Here is a 19,456-nt window from a genome sequence, read left to right as displayed (position 1 = left end):
AATTTTATGTTATAATATATTTTACATGATATGAGTTTACGTGGGGTGAAAATTAATGAAATTTACTAAGATGAATGGTCTTGGCAATGATTTTATTGTATTAGAAAATTTAGATAATAAAGATATCGACTATGGAGTATTAGCTCGAAAACTATGCGATAGACATTTTGGAATTGGTGCCGATGGGCTTTTAATAGTAGAACCATCAGGTATGGCTGATATCAAAATGAGAATAATCAATTCAGATGGCAGCGAAGCGGAAATGTGTGGCAATGGTTCTCGCTGTTTTGCAAAATATGTTTATGAAAACAATATTGTTAAAAAGGAAAAGATGATGGTAGAAACATTGTCAGGGGTTATTATGCCCGAATTGATTTTTAGTAATGGAGTAGTCGAAAAAGTAAAGGTTCATATGGGAAATCCCATTTTCAAAACAGATATGATACCTGTTAAGGTAGATAAAAAGACTTTCGTTGAAGAACCAATTAAGATAAATGGACATTTATATATTGTCACATCAATACTTGTTGGTGTACCACATACAATTGTATTTGTAAATACCATAGATGAAAATATGGTATTAAGTTTAGGTCCGTTGATAGAAAAATTACAGATATTTCCACGCGGAACAAATGTTGATTTTGTCAAAGTAGAAGACAATGAAAATATTTCTGTAAGGACGTGGGAGAGAGGTGCGGGCTTGACACTTGCATGTGGTACTGGCGCTTGTGCATCTGCAGTAGCCTCGGCTGTTACAGAGAAAACTAAAAGGGATGTTTATGTCCATTTTAAAGGTGGAGATCTTTATATTGAATGGACAGATGATAATAATATATTTCTAACAGGAAAAGCTGAAAAAGTATTTACAGGTGAAATACATGGCGTTTAATTATAAATAAAGTTGATAATAATATGAAACAGGTGATAAAATGATAAAAAGCATGACTGGGTTTGGAAGAGGTGAAGTAAGAAAGGGTGGATTCTATATATGTATAGAAATCAAAACCCTAAATCATCGTTTTTTAGATATTGCCTTAAAACTTCCAAGACAGCTAAATGGATTAGAAGAAAGAATTAGGGCAACTATTGCAAAATATATTAAAAGAGGGAGAGTAGAAATAAATGTAGTATTTGAGCCATATGAAAAGGGTATAAATATTCTTGATTTAGATAATGATTTATTAGAACAGTATTTTAAAATATTAGAAAGTATAAAAGTGAATTATGCTTCCTCTGAAAGCATCAAAATAAGTGATTTATTGTCACTTCCTGATATAATAAAAGTAAAAAATACAGATCTTGATGTTGATGAAGTTTGGGTAACTTTTGAGAAAGCACTCTCTGAAGGAATTAAAAATTTAATTGACATGAGAGTAAAAGAAGGTATAAAATTAAAAAATGATATAATAAATAGATTAGATATACTTAATAATTTTATTGATAAGATAGAAGAGAGAAGCCCAATTGTTGTACAGGAATATAAAAGTAAATTGGAAACTCGCATAAAAGAATTAACAAATGGTAATATTGATCAAAGCAGATTTTTAACCGAAGTGGCAATAATGGCTGATAGAACAAGCATTACTGAAGAGATAACAAGATTAAGAAGCCATATTAATCAGTTTAAGAGTTCCTTAGATAGTGATATGCCTATTGGGAAAAAACTTGATTTCATAACACAGGAAATGAATCGAGAGGTTAATACAATAGGTTCTAAGTCAATGGATATTGAAATTACGAATGGTGTGATAGAATTAAAGGATCAAATAGAAAAGATAAGGGAGCAAGTTCAAAACATAGAGTAGGGAGGATAATTTATGGCGATTAAACTTATAAATATCGGTTTCGGTAATATTATATCCGCGAATAGATTAGTAGCAATTGTTAGTCCAGAGTCTGCTCCTATTAAAAGAATAATTCAGGAGGCAAGGGATAGAGGGATGCTAATCGATGCTACATATGGTAGAAGAACAAGAGCCGTTATAATTACGGATAGTGATCACATTATTTTATCTGCTGTCCAACCAGAAACAGTGGCAAATAGGCTTAATTCTAAGGACATTATAGATGAGGATATTGAAGAAGATGAAACTGAAGAATAAGGGGAATGGTATCATTGTTTAATAAAGGCTTATTAATTGTAATATCTGGACCATCTGGGGCTGGCAAGGGAACAGTATGCAAAGCACTTCTAAAAAAAGATAGCAATTTAAAATTAAGTGTATCATTAACGACGAGGAATCCACGAAATGGTGAAATCGATGGTGAAAATTATTTTTTTACAACAGTTGAGAACTTTAAAACATTGATCGAAAATAATCAGCTTCTTGAATGGGCTAAAGTTTATGATAATTATTATGGTACACCAAAAGAATTCGTACAAAATAACATTGATGAAGGACATGATGTAATTCTTGAAATAGATATACAAGGTGCATTGAAAGTAAAAGATAAATTCCCAGAAGGTGTATTTATATTTATTTTACCACCATCAATGGAAGAATTAAAAAACAGAATAAAGAAAAGAGGTACCGAAACCGAAGAAGAAATATTAAAAAGATTTAAATGTGCTTATGAAGAAATTAATTTCGTCTCAAGATATAATTATGTTGTAATAAATGATGACGTAGATTTAGCAGTTGATAAAATTCTTGCGATTATAAAAGCTGAAAAATGTCGCGTTGACCGTAATAAAGGATTATATCTTGAAATTAAGGAGGGATGTTAAATGATATTGTATCCATCGATAGTAGATTTGATGAACAAAATAGACAGTAAATATACACTATGTGCTTTAGTAGCAAAACGTGCAAGACAACTTATAGATGGACAAGAAAGTCTCATTCACACTGATTCCGGAAAACCCGTTACTATTGCTACTGAAGAAATCAACGAAGGTCTTATAACTTTCGAAAGACAGAAGTTCGGAATTAAGTAGAGGGTACTTATATGAGTGAAATGGATAATGTAGTATTAGGAATAACTGGTGGCATAGCGGCATATAAATCAGCAGATTTAGTATCAAGACTTGTTAAAAGAAACATAAATGTTGATGTAATAATGACCGAATCAGCAACAAAATTTATTTCTCCATTGACATTTGAATCATTGTCACATAATAAAGTAATTGTAGACATGTTTGAAAGTCCAAAATATTGGGAAATAGAGCATATAGCTTTAGCGGAAAAAGCTAAAGTGTTTGCGATAGTTCCAGCTACAGCAAATATAATTGGGAAAATAGCAAATGGTATAGCTGATGATATGCTTACAACGACCGTAATGGCTACAAATAGTAAGGTTATAATTGCACCTGCAATGAATACAAATATGTACAACAACAAAATTACACAGGAAAATATTAAAAAGCTTAAATCATATGGCTACATTTTTGTAGAACCTTGTGAGGGAAGATTAGCTTGTGGGACATACGGTAAGGGCAAATTAGCGGATATTGGAATTATAGAAAGTGAAATTTTAAAATATTTAAATATCTATAATAAAAATGATTATTATGGAAAGAAAGTATTAATAACAGCAGGACCAACAATAGAACCAATAGATCCAGTTAGATACATAACAAATCATTCATCTGGTAAGATGGGATTTGAAATTGCAAAAGCGGTAAAAGAGCGCGGTGGAGAAGCTCTTCTAATTTCTGGGCCAACAAATTTAGAAGATCCACCAGGTATTGAAACAGTACATGTAAATACCGCTTATGAAATGTATGAGAGCGTAATGAAGAGGATATCCAATGTTGATATAGTTATCGGTGCTGCGGCCGTTGCAGATTATCGCCCCGAAAAATTCGAAAAAAATAAAATCAAAAAAGGTGATGATGATTTAATTATAAAATTGACAAGAAATCCGGACATAATATATGAAATAGGGAAAAATAAAGGAAATAGGATTTTGGTCGGTTTTGCTGCAGAAACGGAGAATTTAGTAGAACATGCTAAGGAAAAGATAAAGAAAAAAAATTTAGACCTTATTGTAGCTAATGATGTTACAATAGAAGGTGCAGGGTTTTTGGGTGACACGAATATAATAAAGATTATTGATAAGAATTACAATATTAAAGAATACCCAATAATGAGTAAGGCAAAAGTTGCTCATTTGATACTTGATGAAATAATAAATTTATTATAATAAGGCCAATATGGCTTTTTTTTATGGGGGTATTTATGTTTGCACAAATAGTTTTAAATGAATTTTCTCGAAATACAGAAAAAGTTTTTACATACAAGATACCTGAAAATATGAAAAATTTAGAAATCGGCATGAGGGTCTCTGTACCAATTAACAAAAGTATTGTTGAAGGCTATATCATAAAAATTACTAATTATTCTGAAATACCTGATAATAAATTAAAATATATTATAAATGTATTGGACGATTATAGTATATTTGATGAGAAAATGTTAAAACTCGCTTTTTGGATGAAAGATTATTATAATTGTTTTCTATCTGAAAGCTTACAATGCATTATTCCAACTGGTATTAAAAAAGGTGAGAAAAAAGTAAAAAAAGTGAAACTTAAAAAGGAGTTCTTAAGTAAGATAAAAGAAGATTTTCCTTCAAGGCAATTAGAAATATTAAATTTTCTTAGCAATAAAGATTCTATCTATTTGTCAGATTTAATAAGAAATTTGAATGTGAGTTATTCATCTGTTTATTCATTGTACAAAAAAGGTTTTATTGATATATTCTATGAAGAAGTAGATAGGTTTAATGTTGGCGAATATGCAAGAACAAAAAAACTTGCTCCTACAAAAGAGCAAGAATATGTCATTAGTAAAGTTAAAGATTCCATTGAAAGAGGATTATTTGATAAATATCTTCTTTTTGGGGTCACTGGAAGCGGTAAAACAGAGGTTTATCTGCAGTTAATTGAAAAATGTATTGATATGGGTAAAGATGCTATTGTTTTAGTGCCAGAGATATCATTGACACCCCAGACTATAGAAAGATTTATCTCAAGGTTTGGAAATTTAGTAGCGGTTTTACATAGCGGTTTATCACGGGGTGAAAGATTCGACGAATGGAGAAGGATAAAAAAGGGAGAAGTTAAGGTGGCTGTCGGGGTTAGAAATGCGATTTTTGCACCATTTTCAAATATAGGCTTAATCATTATTGATGAAGAGCATGAAAATACATATAAACAGTCAGATTTTCGTCCAAAATATAATGTAAAAGAAGTAGCAGAGAAAAGATGTGAAATAGAAAAAGCTGTACTATTGTTGGGTTCTGCAACACCACAAATAGAATCATTTTACAGGGCTTTAAAAAATGAATATAAATTGCTAAGACTAAAAGATAGAATTGGGATTGAATTACCAAGAGTTGAAGTTGTTAATATGAGTAAAGAATTAGCTGAAGGAAATAATTCCATATTTAGCAGAAGATTATATAAAGAAATTAAGTTAAATTTAATAAAGGGTGAACAGACAATATTATTTTTAAATAGAAGAGGTTATTCATCTTTCGTTTCTTGCAGAGATTGCGGATATGTTCCTAAGTGCCCAAATTGCGATATATCACTTACATATCACGCTTTTGAAGGTAAACTGAAGTGCCATTATTGCGGTTACAATACTGATATGGTGTCAATATGTCCTAAATGTAAAAGTAAAAGAATAAGGTATTTAGGCATTGGGACAGAACGTATTGAAAAAGACATTAAAAAATTATTTCCTAAGAGCAAAGTTTTAAGAATGGATGTTGATACAACTAAAACAAAGGGGTCCCATGAAAAGATTTTTTATGAATTTAAAAAAGGAAATGCAGATATTTTAATCGGGACACAAATGATTTCAAAAGGATTTGATATACCAAATGTAACACTTGTTGGTGTAATTCTTGCTGATGTGACATTGAATATACCAGATTTTAGATCTGGTGAAAGGACATTTCAACTTTTGACACAAGTTGCCGGTAGAGCAGGCAGAGGTACCAAACCAGGGAGAGTAATAATTCAGACTTATGAAGATGATAATTATAGTATATTAGCAGCAAAAAATCAGGATTATGAAAAGTTTTATAAGGAAGAGATCCATTATAGAGAAATTTTTAAATATCCACCATTTACACATCTCATGAATATAGTAATATATGGAGATATAAAGAATGATGTCATAGATAATGCTGCACGGCTTTATAATATTATTTATAAGACTATTAACAAATCTAATAAAAAGGGTTATAATAAAATATTAGGTCCATCATCTGCACCTATTGAAAGAATAAAAAATAATTATAGATGGCAGATTATTGTAAAATCCAGTGATAGAGGTATTTTACTAGATGTTGCTAATGTTTTAAATACATTAAAAATACAAAAAAATATTAAGATATCTTTTGACCTGGATCCTATTAGTATAATTTAAGGAGGAGTATTAATGGCATTAAGGTATATAAGAAAGATAGGAGATCCAATATTATATAAAAAGGCAAAACCAGTCGATAAGATTGATAAGCATATATTGACAATTTTAAGTGACATGGCCGAAACTATGTACAATGCTGAAGGTGTAGGACTTGCAGCAAATCAAATTGGGATATTGAGAAGACTTGTTGTTATAGATGTCGGAGAAGGGCTGATTGAGCTAATAAATCCGGAAGTTATATATGAAGAAGGAGAACAAATAGGCCCGGAAGGCTGTTTAAGTGTACCAAATGTAACTGGTGAAGTAAAAAGGCCTAAAAAAGTTAAAGTAAAATATTTAGATAGAAATGGAAATCAGAAAGAGATAGATGGTGAAGATTTACTTGCGAGGGCATTAACACACGAAATAGATCATTTAAATGGAGAATTATTTGTTAATAAAGTAATTAGATTTTTAAATGATGAGGAAAAAACGGAGGCTGAATAATTTGAATATCGTATTTATGGGTACACCGGATTTTGCCGTTCCATCATTAAAAAAATTAATAGACGTAGGTTATAATGTATCTGCAGTTGTTACACAGCCAGATAAGCCAAAAGGTCGTGGGAAAAAGCTCTTGTTTCCGCCTGTAAAGGAATATGCTTTAGAAAATAATATAGAAGTTTTGCAACCGCAAAAAATAAAGAAAAATCAAGAAATTTTTGATAAAATAAAGACTTTAAACCCAGATTTTATAATAGTAGTAGCATATGGTAAAATATTGCCGGAAGAAATATTAAATATACCTAAACATGGCTGCATTAATGTACATGCATCGCTTCTACCGAAGTATAGAGGTGCCGCTCCAATAAACTGGGCAATTATAAACGGTGAAAAAGAAACTGGTATCACAACAATGTACATGGAAAAAGGATTAGATACAGGAGATATCCTTATGCAAAGGGCTATACCTATTTTATATGATGATAATGCCGAAACTGTCCATGATAAGCTTGCACAGCTTGGCGGAGAGGTTCTGATTGAAACATTAGAAAGATTAAAAAATGGAACATTAGAACCTACAAAACAAAATGATAATTATGCAACATATGCTCCGATACTTGAAAAATCAATGGGGCAAATTGATTGGAGCAAAAATGCGGATGATATTAGAAATTTGATAAGAGGTTTAAGACCTTGGCCTGGTACATACACTTATTACAATGGAAATATATTAAAAATTTGGAGTGCCGTAGTTGTTGGTGATCAAAGTGATGCAAAACCTGGTACAATATTAGAATCTGGTAAAAATTTAGTTGTAAAATGTGGCTTGAATGCGTTAAAAATTCTTGAAATACAGTCGGAAGGAACAAGGAAAATGAGTATTGGTGAATATTTAAGAGGACATAATATAAAAAAGGGAGAAATGTTAGAGGGGATATAATTTTGACGGGCAAAAAGCGGGTTTTTATAGGATTACTAAGTGTTTTAATTCTTTTATTAATGCTTACTATTGCACTTTTGACATATGTAATCAGAAGTGAAGATTTAATTTTGTTTAATTTATTTATAGGTGTTTTAATTGCACTATTTTCTGTAATTGTATTAATTCTGCTTTTTGGTATATTTGCTTTTGTTTATTCTGTTTACATGAAAAAAACTAATAAAATGCTTAATAATATTATATCTTCTTTAATTGATGGGGCTTATCCTATACTTATAGTTTTGGGAAAGATCTTGGGTTTTAAAAAAGATAAAATACAGCAGTCATTTACAGCTATTAATAATTTCTTAGTAAGTTCAAGAAATATTAAATATAAACAAGAAGATCTTTTGATTCTCGCACCACATTGTATTCAATTTAATGAATGCATATATAAGGTTACAAATGATATTGATAATTGTAGAAGATGTGGGAAATGTCAAGTTAATGATTTGATAAAATTGAAAGAAAAATATGGTGTAAAAGTAGCAATAGCGACAGGCGGAACCTTAGCGAGAAAAGTAGTTAAGGATTTAAAACCAAATGCTATTATTGCTATTGCATGCGAAAGAGATTTAACGAGCGGTATAATGGACGTGAAAAAAATACCCGTTTATGGTATAATAAATGTAAGGCCATATGGTCCATGCTTTAATACAAAAGTTGATATAGGCGAAGTTGAGAAAGCAATAATTAATTTTATGAATGGAGGGTAATTGTATGTTTTGGTTTTATGATCCAACGTATATATTGTTAATACCCGCTTTATTACTTGCAATGTATGCACAGTATAAAGTCCAAAGTACATTTAGCAGGTACACAAATGTGAGAAACAGGTATGGTTATAGAGCTTTCGAGGTTGCAAGAAGATTGCTAAATGAAGCAGGCCTCTATGACGTTAATATAGAGATGATACCAGGTAATCTTACTGATCATTATGATCCAAAGAGCAGGGTTTTAAGATTATCTGAATCTGTGTATGGTAGCGATTCAATGGCAGCAATAGGTGTAGCAGCACATGAAACGGGCCATGCGATACAGCATTCTACAGGATATATTCCACTAATGCTGAGAAATACTATAGTACCTATAGCTAATTTTGGCACGACAATTTCATGGCCACTCTTAATAATAGGTTTTATATTTGGATTTACACAGCTAATTGATATTGGTATTATATTATTCTCTGCGGTAGTTTTATTTCAGATAATAACATTGCCTGTTGAAATAAATGCGAGTAGGAGAGCATTAGCATTGCTAGAGTCAAATGGTCTTTTTATGAGAGATGAGATATATCCTGCTAAACAAGTATTAAAAGCAGCTGCACTGACTTACGTTGCTGCTGCATTTGTATCAATTATGCAGCTTATTAGATTATTCATATTAAGGGATAGGAGGGATTGATTTTTTCTATCCCTCATTTTTTGATTTACTATAAAAAAGCTTACTAGATGGATAAAAAGTAATTTGATAAAAACACTAATAATTGAAATAATTATATATGGAATTGTAGCTTTTGAGGTGTCTTATGAATTCACGTGATATTGCATTTAAAATATTATACGATATTATAGTCAACAAAGGATATTCAAACATAATATTAAATAAATACCTAAGTAATAGTGATATTACTGATGTTGACAAAAATTTTATAAAAGAAATCGTATTTGGTACAATTGAAAGAAAATATACTATAGATTATGTTATAAACATATTAGCAAAGAGTGGAATTGAAAATATTGACAGCAAAGTTTTGATAATTTTGGAAATGGGTTTATATCAAATAAAGTATATGGATAAAGTTCCGGATTATGCTGTTATCAATGAGTCTGTCAACCTTACAAAAAGATATGTTGGTAAATATGCATCTAAATTCGTTAATGCACTTCTAAGAAACTATTTAAGAAAATTGAATCTAATAGAGTTTCCAGATCAAAATAATGATATAATAAAATATCTTTGTGTAAATTTTTCATTTCCGGAATGGATTGTTGAAAGGTTATTAAATAATTATGATAAAAATTTTACAATAGAGATATTAAAATCATTAAATGAGAAGCCAAGGATTTCATATCGGCTTAATACATTAAAATTTAGCCCATTACAATTCGAAAATGAATTAAAATCAAAAGGACTACATTATTCGAAAGGGTTGTATTATGAAGAAGCATATTATATAGATATTAAAAATGTCGATAATAACGAATTATATAAAAATGGATTAATACAAGTTCAAGACGAAGGTTCTATGCTTATTTCAAAAATATTATCACCAAAGCATGGAGAGACAGTAATTGATGTATGTAGTGCACCTGGTGGGAAAACTACACATCTTTCACAATTGATGGAAAATAGTGGTAATATTATTGCTTTTGATAAACATCAACATAAGATTAATTTAATTAATAAAAATTGTAAAAGACTTGGGATTAATAATGTTATGACTATGGTGTTTGATTCAACAAAAGTAAATAGTGATTACATTGACAAAGCGGACAAAGTTCTTGTAGATGTTCCTTGTACTGGGATAGGTATTATAAGAAAAAAACCTGATATAAAATTAAAAAATTATACTAAAAATGACATTGACAAACTAAATAATTTACAATATTTGATACTCAACTCAAGTTCAAAATACGTAAAAAAAGGTGGATATCTTGTTTACAGTACATGTACAATTGGAAAAGAAGAAAATTTTGATATCGTTGATAGATTTTTAAATGAAAATAATAATTTTAGTATCGTTAATTTAACGCCTTTTTTACCAGATATTCTAAGACCTTACGTTAATGAAAAAGGTTATATACAGCTGTTGCCAAATATAAACCATATAGATGGATTTTTTGTATGCAAAATCCAAAGAAATGTGTAATAATTTATGATATAATATTTGTATGATAATTTTGGAGGGTTTTTTTAATTGATTGATTTAAAAAATATGACTTTGGATGAACTTGAAAAATTTTTTATTAATATAGGTGAATCGAAATATAGGGCAAAACAAGTATTTCGATGGATTTATAGAGGAGTTTATAATTTTAAGGACATGTCAGACCTAAAAAAGGAATTACGTTCAAAATTAAATGATATAGCATATATTTCTTCTTTAAAAGTAGTTAAAAAAATGGTATCTAATATTGATGAAACAACTAAATATCTTTTTTTACTAAATGACGACAATATAATTGAAGGTGTTGCTATGAAATATAATTTTGGCAATACTTCATGCATATCTACACAGGTCGGCTGCAATATGAAATGTTCTTTTTGTGCCTCAACTATTGAAGGAAAAGTCAGAAATCTAAAAGCATCTGAGATGATTAACGAAGTTTTGATAATGAATAACGAATATGGAAAAATATCCAATATTGTTCTTATGGGTAGTGGAGAGCCTTTTGATAACTATGAGGAGGTTATGAAATTTATAAAAATTGTCAATAATCCTTTTGGAATGGGAATTGGCATTAGACATATTACTATATCTACATGTGGCATTGTTCCTAAAATATATAATTTTGCTGACGAAAATTTAGGGGTAAATCTTTCTATATCGTTACATGCACCAACAAACGAATTAAGAAATAAATTAATGCCTATTAATAAAGTGTATCCTATTGAAGATCTCATGGATGCTTGTAAATATTATATAAATAAGACCCATAGAAGAGTAACATTTGAGTATTCACTTATTAAAGGTGTAAATGATAGCATAGAGATATGTAAAAAATTGACTGATCTATTAAAGGGGCTTTTATGTCATGTAAATTTAATACCTATTAATTATGTTGATGAAATAGGATTTAAAAAGACCGATAATAATACAATTATGATCTTTAAAAATATACTTGAAAGAGCTGGAATTACATGTACTGTGAGACGTGAACTTGGAAGTGATATTGAAGCAGCTTGTGGTCAGTTAAGAAGAAAATATATGGCTGGAAGGGTGAAGTGATATTATGTTAGTCTATGCTTTAACAGACACCGGCAATGTCAGAGAAAATAACGAGGACTCCTATTATATTTCTAATGATGATAGCCTAAAACTTTTTATCGTTGCCGATGGAATGGGTGGCTGTAATGGTGGCGAAGTTGCAAGCAAATATGCAATTGAATCGGTAGTTAATTATTTTTTGACGCATTACAAAAAATGCAACAAAGATAATGAATCAATTAAAAAATTTATTGTAGATTCTATCACATATGCAAATGAAATGGTCTTTGACAAATCATTTTCAAACTTTAATTTAACTGGCATGGGGACTACATTGACATTGCTCCTTATTGAAAATAGCAATTATTTTATTGGGCATATAGGTGACAGTAGAGCATATTTGATAAGAGAAAATAATCTTAAACAAATAACTGAGGACCATTCATATGTAGAAGAGCTTGTAAAAATGGGAAAAATAACTCAAGAGGAAGCTAGAATACATCCACAAAAAAACATCATAACAAGAGCACTTGGAATTGATGAGGAAATAAAGGTAGATATGTTTACTGGTGAGGTACATAAAAATGATATTTATTTTTTATGTACTGATGGCTTGACAAATATGCTTATGGACGAACAAATCCTAAAAGAATTTGCCGAATCCGAAAAAATAGATGAAGCATGTAATAATTTGATAAAATTAGCAAAGCTTAATGGCGGGTATGATAATATTACAATAGTGGCAGTAAAGGAGGTGTGACAATATGATAGGTAAAATACTTGGCAATAGATATGAGATCCTTGAAAAAATCGGAGAAGGTGGAATGGCAAAAGTATACAAAGCAAAATGCCATCTACTAAATAGGATTGTCGCAATAAAAATATTAAGACCGGAATTTGTAGCTGACGAAGAATTTGTTAAAAGGTTCAAAAGAGAGTCACAAGCTGCTGCAAGTCTTTCACATCCCAATATTGTAAGTATTTACGATGTTGGACAAGAGGGCGATATATATTATATAGTAATGGAGTATGTTAATGGAAAGACGTTAAAGCAGCTGATAAAAGACAATAATGGGCCATTATCTATACCAAAAGCACTTGACATAGCAAGGCAAGTTTGCAAGGCACTTGACCATGCACATAAAAATCATATTGTCCATAGAGATATAAAACCTCAGAATATACTTGTTACGGATGACAATATAGTGAAAGTGACAGATTTTGGTATTGCCAGAGCTGTGAATGGTTCAACTATAACATATAATGGGGATGTACTTGGAACGGCGTACTATTTTTCACCGGAACAGGCAAAAGGTGGTATGACAGATGAAAAGACAGATATTTATTCACTTGGTATAGTTATGTATGAGATGTTAACAGGTAAGGTTCCTTTTGAAGGTGAAAGTCCGATTTCAGTGGCACTTAAGCATATACAAGAAGATATTGTTCCACCTTCTAAGCTTAATCCTAAGATACCACCTAAGCTTGATCAAATTATATTAAAAGCAACTCAAAAGGATATAAATTATAGGTATAAGAGTGCATCAGATTTATTGGATGATATTGAAACGTATATAAGTGATCCTGATAAATTGGTTGTTACAAGTAACAATGACAACAATAGAACACGTGTTATGAAAGCAGACGAGGTACATGATAAACTTTTAGATGGAAATGTCGCAAAAAAGAATAGAAAGAGCAGGAAGGCGCTAAAAACCATAGGAATAGTATTGTTAGTTCTTATACTTATGGCATCATTATCATATGGTACAATGTACTTTTTAAATACTCTTACAAAAGTTAACGAAGTGGTTGTCCCTAATATTACCGGCGAAACTCTTGATAAAGCGACAAATATTTTAGAAAACAAAAATTTGAAATTAAGTATTACAGATAGCCAATATAGCGATAAACCGGAGAACACAATTTTATCCCAAAATCCTTCTGCTGGTAAAACAGTTAAAACCGGTAGCACAGTTAATGTTGTAATAAGCAAAGGAAAGCAGGTTACAATTGTACCAAATGTGATTGGCAGCGAGTATAGGGATGCCCAGATTAATATTGAAAAAAGCGGTCTTAAAGCAAATATTATTTGGAATTTTAATGATAAGTATCAAAAAGGTTATGTATATGATCAGAATCCAAGGCAAGGTGTACAAGTTGAAAATAATACTGTTGTAGATATATACGTCAGCAAGGGAATTGAGACTGTCCAGGTACCAAACCTTGTCAATATGACCCTTGACGATGCAACGAAAACACTGGAAGGTTTAGGTTTGAAAGTAGGTACAATAAGCAATCAACCTAAGGACAATCTGCCTGATAATACAGTAATAGACCAAAGTATACAACCTAATACGAGCATTCCTAAGGGTAAATCTATTGATTTAGTTGTAAGCAAGGCAACACAGCAACAGCCGACACAGCAACAGTCACCACAACAGACTTCTGATAACACCAAAACAAAAAATCTTCGTATAGATTTACCAAATAAACAAGGGCAAATGAAAGTTGATGTGTATGTAATTCAGGATGGAAATAAAAATTTGCAATATTCTAATACGCATACCTATCAAGATAGTCCTCTGTATGTTCCCGTAAGTGGAAAGGGAAATGTTATTATTGAAGTTGACATAGATGGCAAGGTATTTGAGACTATGGGGGCGAAATTTTAGTTGATACTAAGCGGCAGAATTGTTAAAGGTATTGGTGGATTTTATTATGTAAATACAGAGCACGGCATTATTGAATGCCGTGCTCGCGGTAAATTTAGGAAAGACAATATAAAACCACTTGTAGGTGATAATGTAGATGTTGATACAAAAAATTTAAAAGACGGATATATACTAAATATTCAAAAGAGAAAAAATGAATTGATAAGGCCACCTGTTTCTAATGTTGACCAGGCTGTAATTACTTTTTCCATTATAAACCCTGCTATAAACAGGAGGCAACTTGATAAAATGCTAATAATAGCAGAAATAAATAAAATATCGGCTTTAATATGTTTGAATAAGATTGATTTAGTAACGCCTGAAATCTATGATCCTATTTGTAAAGTTTATGAGAGTTTAGGATATATAGTTATTCCTATATCAAAGATTACTGGTGAAGGAATTGATAAATTAAAATCAAATTTATTAGGAAAGACATCATTTTTTACAGGGCCATCTGGTGTTGGAAAATCATCATTAATAAACTGTATTCAAAACATATATACGCAAGAAACTGGTGAATTGAGCCCAAAAATATCAAGGGGAAAGCATACTACTCGGAGTGTCGAACTAATGCCTATTGAAAATGGCTATATACTTGATACACCTGGCTTTGCATCATTAAATCTAAATATAGATGAATTAGAACTTAGACATTATTTTAGAGATTTTAAAGGTCATGAAAATAATTGTAGATTTACATCATGTATTCACGTAAATGAACCAGATTGTGGTGTTAAGAATGCAGTACTGAATGGCTTAATAGATAAAAATAGATATTCTAATTATTTGAACTTGTTGAATGAATTAAAATCAAATAAAAGGAGGAAGTAATAAATAATGGAAATATCTCCTTCGATACTATCAGCAGATTTTAGCAATTTATTAGCTGAAGTAAAAAAAGTTGAAAGAGCAGGAGTAGAATATTTGCACATCGATGTTATGGATGGACATTTTGTACCCAATATTACGATAGGACCTGTTGTTATAAAATGTTTGAAAGATAGAACAAATATCCCATTTGATGTGCATCTAATGATAGAAGATCCTGATAAGTATATTAAAGATTTTGTAGAATCTGGTGCTAAAAATATAACAGTACATCAAGAAGCATGTGTGCATCTTGATAGGACGATACAGTATATTAAGTCTATGGGAATTAAGGCTAGTGTTGCATTAAATCCTGCGACATCTTTAGGAACATTAAAATATATTTTACCATATGTAGATATAGTACTTATAATGACTGTAAATCCAGGATTTGGTGGACAGAAATTTATTGATGTTATGTATGAAAAAATAAAGGAACTTTCTACAATTAGAAAAAAGAGAGCCTTAAAATTTAAAATTGAAGTTGATGGTGGAATTAATATTAACAATATTAAAGATATAGTTTTAGCCGGTGCAGATATCATTGTTGCAGGATCTTCAATTTTCGGTTGTGGGGATCCAGAAGTAAATATTATTAATTTAAGAGAGGCAATTAAATAATGAAAACTTGTATTGTATCAAATGGAACAGTAAATGATTATAACTATATAAAAAAAATAATAGAAAGTTGTGATTTTGTAATTTGTGCAGATGGCGGTACTAACATTGTATTTAAAATGAATATTATCCCGAATATAATTGTTGGGGATTTAGATTCAGTTGATAAAAAAATACTTGATTATTATAAAGAAAAGGGTGTAAAAATAGAGAAACATCCTGTTATGAAAGATGAAACAGACACTCAAATTGCTACATTAAAGGCTATAGAAATTGGTTCAGATGAAATTGTATATGTAGCTACGATAGGAAGCAGATTTGATCATTCTATCGCAAATTTATCTTTGCTACTATATCTTCTTAAAAGACATATTAAAGGAACGATAATAAATGAGAAAAATGAAATTCATTTAATAGATAGCTCAATAGAATTACTAGGCAATAAAGGAGATATAGTTTCATTAATACCTTATTCCAGTAATGTAGAGGGGATATATACAAAGGGATTATATTATTCATTATCTGGCGAAAATATGTCATTGGAATTCCCATATGGAATAAGTAATGTTTTTGTTGAAAAAAAAATTAGCGTAAAAATTGATAATGGTTTACTATTGGTAATAAAATCTAATGATTAGTAACATAACCCCTCCATTTTGAATAAAATATTATTAGAAAAAAGGAGGGGTATGTAATGTGGAATAAGCTATATTATAAGTTAAAGAAACTTAATAAAGATTTGAATTATTCAATTGGTTATATAGTCATTTCATTAGGAATCATTATTCTTGTTATGTACATACCTGGGTGGCTGTGGATGGTATTATTAGGGCTCGTTGTTATCACGATTGGATATTACATTAATGCATATTTCAAGTGATAAAGCATAGTTTAATATAGAAATATTAAGGGGGTTGACTATGAAAAATAAAAAAGAACCGAAAGTCTTTTATTTTAAGTTACCTGCTTTTTTCAGAAAATTGTTAAGTGTATTTAACAAAAGTAGTAAATAAAAAAGCGTGCAATTATGCACGTCTTTCTTTTATATGGCTCTTTTAACTCTTCCTGACCTTAAGCATTTTGTACAAACATTTATTCTCATAGGTGTACCATTTACAATTGCTTTAATATGTTTTAAATTAGGCTGCCATTTTTTAATTGATTTTCTGTGGGAGTGACTATATTGATATCCTGCCATCGGTGTTTTACCACAAACATCACATTTTCTCATTGTGTGCACCTCCTTTTGCTGCTAGTATTATTTTAGCAAAAAAACAAATTTTCATCAAGTTTATCGTCAACACATTTACTTATCGCTTATGGCAACAAAGATATTTTATCATTATATTTGATACCTGTAAATACCTTTTTGTATTTTTTACTTCGGAAATCTATTTATTTTAACATATAAAAGTATAGAAATTCATTTAACCAAAAGTTAACAATATTATTTTTAAATTATTGATGATTTTTTATTGTTAAGGTAAAATATAATTATGATAGGAGGTTATAAATATGAGTGAATCAACAAATGGTCTAGGTAAAATAGATATTTCTAACGATGTTATATCATCTATCGCCAGTTATGCGGCGTCTGAATGCTATGGAATAGTCGGTCTTGGAAAACGAGGTCCTGATGGACTTATAGAACTTTTCAAGAATGAACAGTCAGGTAAGGGAATTAAAATAACATCTGAAGAAGATGGTATCATTGTAGATTTATATATTATCATAGAATATGGAGTTAACATAAAATCTGTTGCAACAAATATTATTGAAAAAGTAAAATACACGGTAGAAACTTTTACTGGACTAAAAGTAAAAAATGTTGTTGTAAACATACAAAGCATAAAAGTTGATAACTGAGGAGGAAGTTATATTGGATTATTTAGATGGAAGAACCTTGAAGCTTATTTTTAAAGGAGGTTCTCAATATTTATCGAATAGAAAAGATGAGGTAAATCGGTTAAATGTATTTCCAGTACCAGATGGTGATACTGGCTCAAATATGGCATATACTTTAGAGTATGCTGTTAAAGAAATGGAAAAGTCATCCGATAATATAAATGACATATTGAATAATTTGTCACGTGGTGCATTGCTTGGTGCAAAGGGAAATTCAGGCGTAATATTATCACAAATAATAAGAGGTTTTGCTAAAAGTCTTTTAAATCATAAAAAGATTACTACAAAGGATTTTGCTGACGCTTTAAATTCCGGTTCCAGCGTAGCTTACAAAGCAGTTATGAAACCTACTGAAGGAACGATACTTACTGTATTAAAGGATTGTGCAATTGAAGCTATTAGGCTTAGTAAAATTAAAGACTTTGAAGAATTCATGGAAGGTATTGTTAATGCAGCTTCTAAATCGGTAATGAGGACACCGAATCTTCTTCCTGTACTTAAACAAGCAGGCGTTGTTGACTCTGGTGGTAAAGGATTTTTATTTATATTAACTGGAATGTTAGAAGTAATAAAGGGTAAAGAAATAAGCAAACCAACTGTAAGTACAGAAGACTTTGCGAAGCCTTGTGATACATTCGATATTAAATATGGCTATTGTACAGAAATGTTAGTGAAGGCTAATTCGAACTTTTCTGAAGAACTTAAAAATGAAATCGAGAGATATGGAGATAGCTTAATTGCTTTTGGAGATGATGACTTAATAAAGGTTCATATTCACACAAATGATCCAGGATTAGTTCTTCAAAAGGGACTGAAATTTGGCGAATTAGTTAAGGTTAAAATTGATAATATGAAAATACAGCATGAAAATACTATTATAGAACCTCAAGTAAAAACGAATAAAAAATCTGATACACCAATAAAGAAATATGGAATTTTAGCCGTTTCACACGGTGAAGGCATTAAAAAAATATTTAATGATTTGGGTTGTGATGTTGTAATTGACGGTGGGCAGACAATGAATCCCAGTACCGAAGACATTTTAAATGGTATAGAAAAGATAAATGCCGAAAATATAATTGTTTTTCCGAATAACAAAAATATAATTATGACATGTGAACAAGCAATGAGTATGTCAAAGAAAAATATTTTTGTTATAGCGACAGAAAGTTTTAACCAAGCAATAAGTGCTATAATTAATATCAATATGGATGAAGATGTTGACGAAACAATAAGAAAGATAAATGAGACTATAGAAAATGTTAAGACGATTGAAATTACTTATTCAATAAGAGATTCTGTGATTGATGAAAGAAATATAAAAAAAGGTGATATTATAGGATTTATAGATGGAAAATTATCTGAAGTTGGAAATAATTATAATGAAGTTGCGAAGCAACTTATAATTAATAATATAACTGATGAAACTTCATTAATAACCATTTTTTATGGTAAAGATGTTGATGAGAATGATGCAAAAGAACTTCAAAATGCAATCGAGTTTGATGGAGATATTGCTATTCAATACGGTGGTCAACCATTATATTATTACATTATTTCCATCGAATAAGGT

The 19,456-nt window shown here is 30.3% G+C and carries 22 protein-coding genes; 21 read left to right on the top strand and 1 reads right to left on the bottom strand.

Annotated features, from left to right (window positions below):
• The first annotated feature begins 55 nt into the window (after positions 1-55).
• From dapF to CPG45_RS16520, 19 genes are all read left to right on the top strand, one after another.
• Positions 56-889 (top strand): diaminopimelate epimerase, encoded by an 834-nt coding sequence (dapF, locus tag CPG45_RS16610; protein WP_096233387.1) that lies wholly within the window; start codon positions 56-58, stop codon positions 887-889.
• A gap of 40 nt (positions 890-929) precedes the next feature.
• Positions 930-1,805 carry a YicC/YloC family endoribonuclease gene (locus CPG45_RS16605; RefSeq protein WP_096233385.1) on the top strand — a complete coding sequence of 292 codons (876 nt, stop codon included), beginning with the start codon at positions 930-932 and terminating at the stop codon, positions 1,803-1,805.
• 12 nt (positions 1,806-1,817) lie between these two features.
• Complete coding sequence (remA, locus tag CPG45_RS16600; protein WP_096233384.1) at positions 1,818-2,102, top strand: extracellular matrix/biofilm regulator RemA; 285 nt, start codon at positions 1,818-1,820, stop codon at positions 2,100-2,102.
• Between the two features lie 5 nt (positions 2,103-2,107).
• Positions 2,108-2,728, top strand: coding sequence for a guanylate kinase (gene gmk, locus CPG45_RS16595; protein WP_096233382.1), 621 nt, complete (start codon positions 2,108-2,110; stop codon positions 2,726-2,728).
• The gene (gene rpoZ, locus CPG45_RS16590) at positions 2,729-2,938 is read left to right on the top strand and encodes a DNA-directed RNA polymerase subunit omega (protein WP_096233380.1); all 210 of its coding nucleotides are present in this window, start codon (positions 2,729-2,731) and stop codon (positions 2,936-2,938) included.
• Between the two features lie 11 nt (positions 2,939-2,949).
• The gene (gene coaBC / locus CPG45_RS16585) at positions 2,950-4,146 is read left to right on the top strand and encodes a bifunctional phosphopantothenoylcysteine decarboxylase/phosphopantothenate--cysteine ligase CoaBC (protein WP_096233378.1); all 1,197 of its coding nucleotides are present in this window, start codon (positions 2,950-2,952) and stop codon (positions 4,144-4,146) included.
• Between the two features lie 35 nt (positions 4,147-4,181).
• Complete coding sequence (gene priA / locus CPG45_RS16580; RefSeq protein WP_096233376.1) at positions 4,182-6,383, top strand: primosomal protein N'; 2,202 nt, start codon at positions 4,182-4,184, stop codon at positions 6,381-6,383.
• 12 nt (positions 6,384-6,395) lie between these two features.
• Complete coding sequence (def, locus tag CPG45_RS16575; protein WP_096233375.1) at positions 6,396-6,869, top strand: peptide deformylase; 474 nt, start codon at positions 6,396-6,398, stop codon at positions 6,867-6,869.
• Position 6,870: 1 nt separating this feature from the next.
• Positions 6,871-7,806: a methionyl-tRNA formyltransferase gene (fmt, locus tag CPG45_RS16570; RefSeq protein WP_096233373.1), complete on the top strand. Its 936-nt coding sequence runs from the start codon at positions 6,871-6,873 to the stop codon at positions 7,804-7,806.
• A gap of 2 nt (positions 7,807-7,808) precedes the next feature.
• Positions 7,809-8,561, top strand: coding sequence for a DUF116 domain-containing protein (locus tag CPG45_RS16565; protein ID WP_096233371.1), 753 nt, complete (start codon positions 7,809-7,811; stop codon positions 8,559-8,561).
• A gap of 4 nt (positions 8,562-8,565) precedes the next feature.
• On the top strand, positions 8,566-9,249 hold the full coding sequence (locus CPG45_RS16560; RefSeq protein WP_096233369.1) for a zinc metallopeptidase: 684 nt from the start codon (positions 8,566-8,568) through the stop codon (positions 9,247-9,249).
• Positions 9,250-9,373: 124 nt separating this feature from the next.
• Entirely contained in the window at positions 9,374-10,717 is a 1,344-nt protein-coding gene (rsmB, locus tag CPG45_RS16555) for a 16S rRNA (cytosine(967)-C(5))-methyltransferase RsmB (protein WP_096233367.1), read from the top strand.
• Positions 10,718-10,765: 48 nt separating this feature from the next.
• Positions 10,766-11,797: a dual-specificity RNA methyltransferase RlmN gene (gene rlmN / locus CPG45_RS16550; protein ID WP_096233365.1), complete on the top strand. Its 1,032-nt coding sequence runs from the start codon at positions 10,766-10,768 to the stop codon at positions 11,795-11,797.
• 4 nt (positions 11,798-11,801) lie between these two features.
• Entirely contained in the window at positions 11,802-12,536 is a 735-nt protein-coding gene (locus tag CPG45_RS16545; RefSeq protein ID WP_096233363.1) for a Stp1/IreP family PP2C-type Ser/Thr phosphatase, read from the top strand.
• Between the two features lie 4 nt (positions 12,537-12,540).
• Complete coding sequence (gene pknB / locus CPG45_RS16540) at positions 12,541-14,451, top strand: Stk1 family PASTA domain-containing Ser/Thr kinase (RefSeq protein ID WP_096233361.1); 1,911 nt, start codon at positions 12,541-12,543, stop codon at positions 14,449-14,451.
• A complete protein-coding gene (gene rsgA, locus CPG45_RS16535) occupies positions 14,452-15,324 on the top strand; it encodes a ribosome small subunit-dependent GTPase A (protein ID WP_096233359.1) in 873 nt (290 codons plus the stop codon).
• A gap of 6 nt (positions 15,325-15,330) precedes the next feature.
• Complete coding sequence (gene rpe, locus CPG45_RS16530; RefSeq protein ID WP_096233357.1) at positions 15,331-15,981, top strand: ribulose-phosphate 3-epimerase; 651 nt, start codon at positions 15,331-15,333, stop codon at positions 15,979-15,981.
• On the top strand, positions 15,981-16,616 hold the full coding sequence (locus tag CPG45_RS16525; protein ID WP_096233356.1) for a thiamine diphosphokinase: 636 nt from the start codon (positions 15,981-15,983) through the stop codon (positions 16,614-16,616). The genes rpe and CPG45_RS16525 overlap by 1 nt, the downstream gene beginning before the upstream one ends.
• A 56-nt stretch (positions 16,617-16,672) precedes the next feature.
• Positions 16,673-16,858 (top strand): hypothetical protein, encoded by a 186-nt coding sequence (locus tag CPG45_RS16520; protein ID WP_096233354.1) that lies wholly within the window; start codon positions 16,673-16,675, stop codon positions 16,856-16,858.
• A gap of 162 nt (positions 16,859-17,020) precedes the next feature.
• Here the strand turns inward: CPG45_RS16520 and rpmB are convergent, their stop codons facing one another.
• Entirely contained in the window at positions 17,021-17,209 is a 189-nt protein-coding gene (gene rpmB / locus CPG45_RS16515; protein WP_096233352.1) for a 50S ribosomal protein L28, read from the bottom strand.
• Between the two features lie 284 nt (positions 17,210-17,493).
• On the opposite strand from rpmB, the gene CPG45_RS16510 reads away from it, so the two are divergent.
• Together CPG45_RS16510 and CPG45_RS16505 are read left to right on the top strand one after the other, a co-directional pair.
• The gene (locus CPG45_RS16510; protein ID WP_096233350.1) at positions 17,494-17,844 is read left to right on the top strand and encodes an Asp23/Gls24 family envelope stress response protein; all 351 of its coding nucleotides are present in this window, start codon (positions 17,494-17,496) and stop codon (positions 17,842-17,844) included.
• 10 nt (positions 17,845-17,854) lie between these two features.
• Entirely contained in the window at positions 17,855-19,453 is a 1,599-nt protein-coding gene (locus CPG45_RS16505) for a DAK2 domain-containing protein (protein ID WP_096233689.1), read from the top strand.
• Positions 19,454-19,456 lie beyond the last annotated feature (3 nt).

Source organism: Thermoanaerobacterium sp. RBIITD (genome assembly GCF_900205865.1).
GTDB lineage: Bacteria > Bacillota > Thermoanaerobacteria > Thermoanaerobacterales > Thermoanaerobacteraceae > Thermoanaerobacterium.
The sequence above is the reverse complement of the archived record's forward strand: the minus strand, read 5'-3'. Positions and strand labels throughout refer to the sequence as shown.

Excerpts from the sequence above, each read along its gene's own strand:
- dapF (WP_096233387.1), top strand. The coding sequence starts at position 56 with ATGAAATTTACTAAGATGAATGGTCTTGGCAATGATTTTATTGTATTA.
- CPG45_RS16605 (WP_096233385.1), top strand. The coding sequence starts at position 930 with ATGATAAAAAGCATGACTGGGTTTGGAAGAGGTGAAGTAAGAAAGGGT.
- remA (WP_096233384.1), top strand. The coding sequence starts at position 1,818 with ATGGCGATTAAACTTATAAATATCGGTTTCGGTAATATTATATCCGCG.
- gmk (WP_096233382.1), top strand. The coding sequence starts at position 2,108 with ATGGTATCATTGTTTAATAAAGGCTTATTAATTGTAATATCTGGACCA.
- rpoZ (WP_096233380.1), top strand. The coding sequence starts at position 2,729 with ATGATATTGTATCCATCGATAGTAGATTTGATGAACAAAATAGACAGT.
- coaBC (WP_096233378.1), top strand. The coding sequence starts at position 2,950 with ATGAGTGAAATGGATAATGTAGTATTAGGAATAACTGGTGGCATAGCG.
- priA (WP_096233376.1), top strand. The coding sequence starts at position 4,182 with ATGTTTGCACAAATAGTTTTAAATGAATTTTCTCGAAATACAGAAAAA.
- def (WP_096233375.1), top strand. The coding sequence starts at position 6,396 with ATGGCATTAAGGTATATAAGAAAGATAGGAGATCCAATATTATATAAA.
- CPG45_RS16560 (WP_096233369.1), top strand. The coding sequence starts at position 8,566 with ATGTTTTGGTTTTATGATCCAACGTATATATTGTTAATACCCGCTTTA.
- rsmB (WP_096233367.1), top strand. The coding sequence starts at position 9,374 with ATGAATTCACGTGATATTGCATTTAAAATATTATACGATATTATAGTC.
- CPG45_RS16545 (WP_096233363.1), top strand. The coding sequence starts at position 11,802 with ATGTTAGTCTATGCTTTAACAGACACCGGCAATGTCAGAGAAAATAAC.
- pknB (WP_096233361.1), top strand. The coding sequence starts at position 12,541 with ATGATAGGTAAAATACTTGGCAATAGATATGAGATCCTTGAAAAAATC.
- rpe (WP_096233357.1), top strand. The coding sequence starts at position 15,331 with ATGGAAATATCTCCTTCGATACTATCAGCAGATTTTAGCAATTTATTA.
- CPG45_RS16525 (WP_096233356.1), top strand. The coding sequence starts at position 15,981 with ATGAAAACTTGTATTGTATCAAATGGAACAGTAAATGATTATAACTAT.
- CPG45_RS16520 (WP_096233354.1), top strand. The coding sequence starts at position 16,673 with ATGTGGAATAAGCTATATTATAAGTTAAAGAAACTTAATAAAGATTTG.
- rpmB (WP_096233352.1), bottom strand. The coding sequence starts at position 17,209 with ATGAGAAAATGTGATGTTTGTGGTAAAACACCGATGGCAGGATATCAA.
- CPG45_RS16510 (WP_096233350.1), top strand. The coding sequence starts at position 17,494 with ATGAGTGAATCAACAAATGGTCTAGGTAAAATAGATATTTCTAACGAT.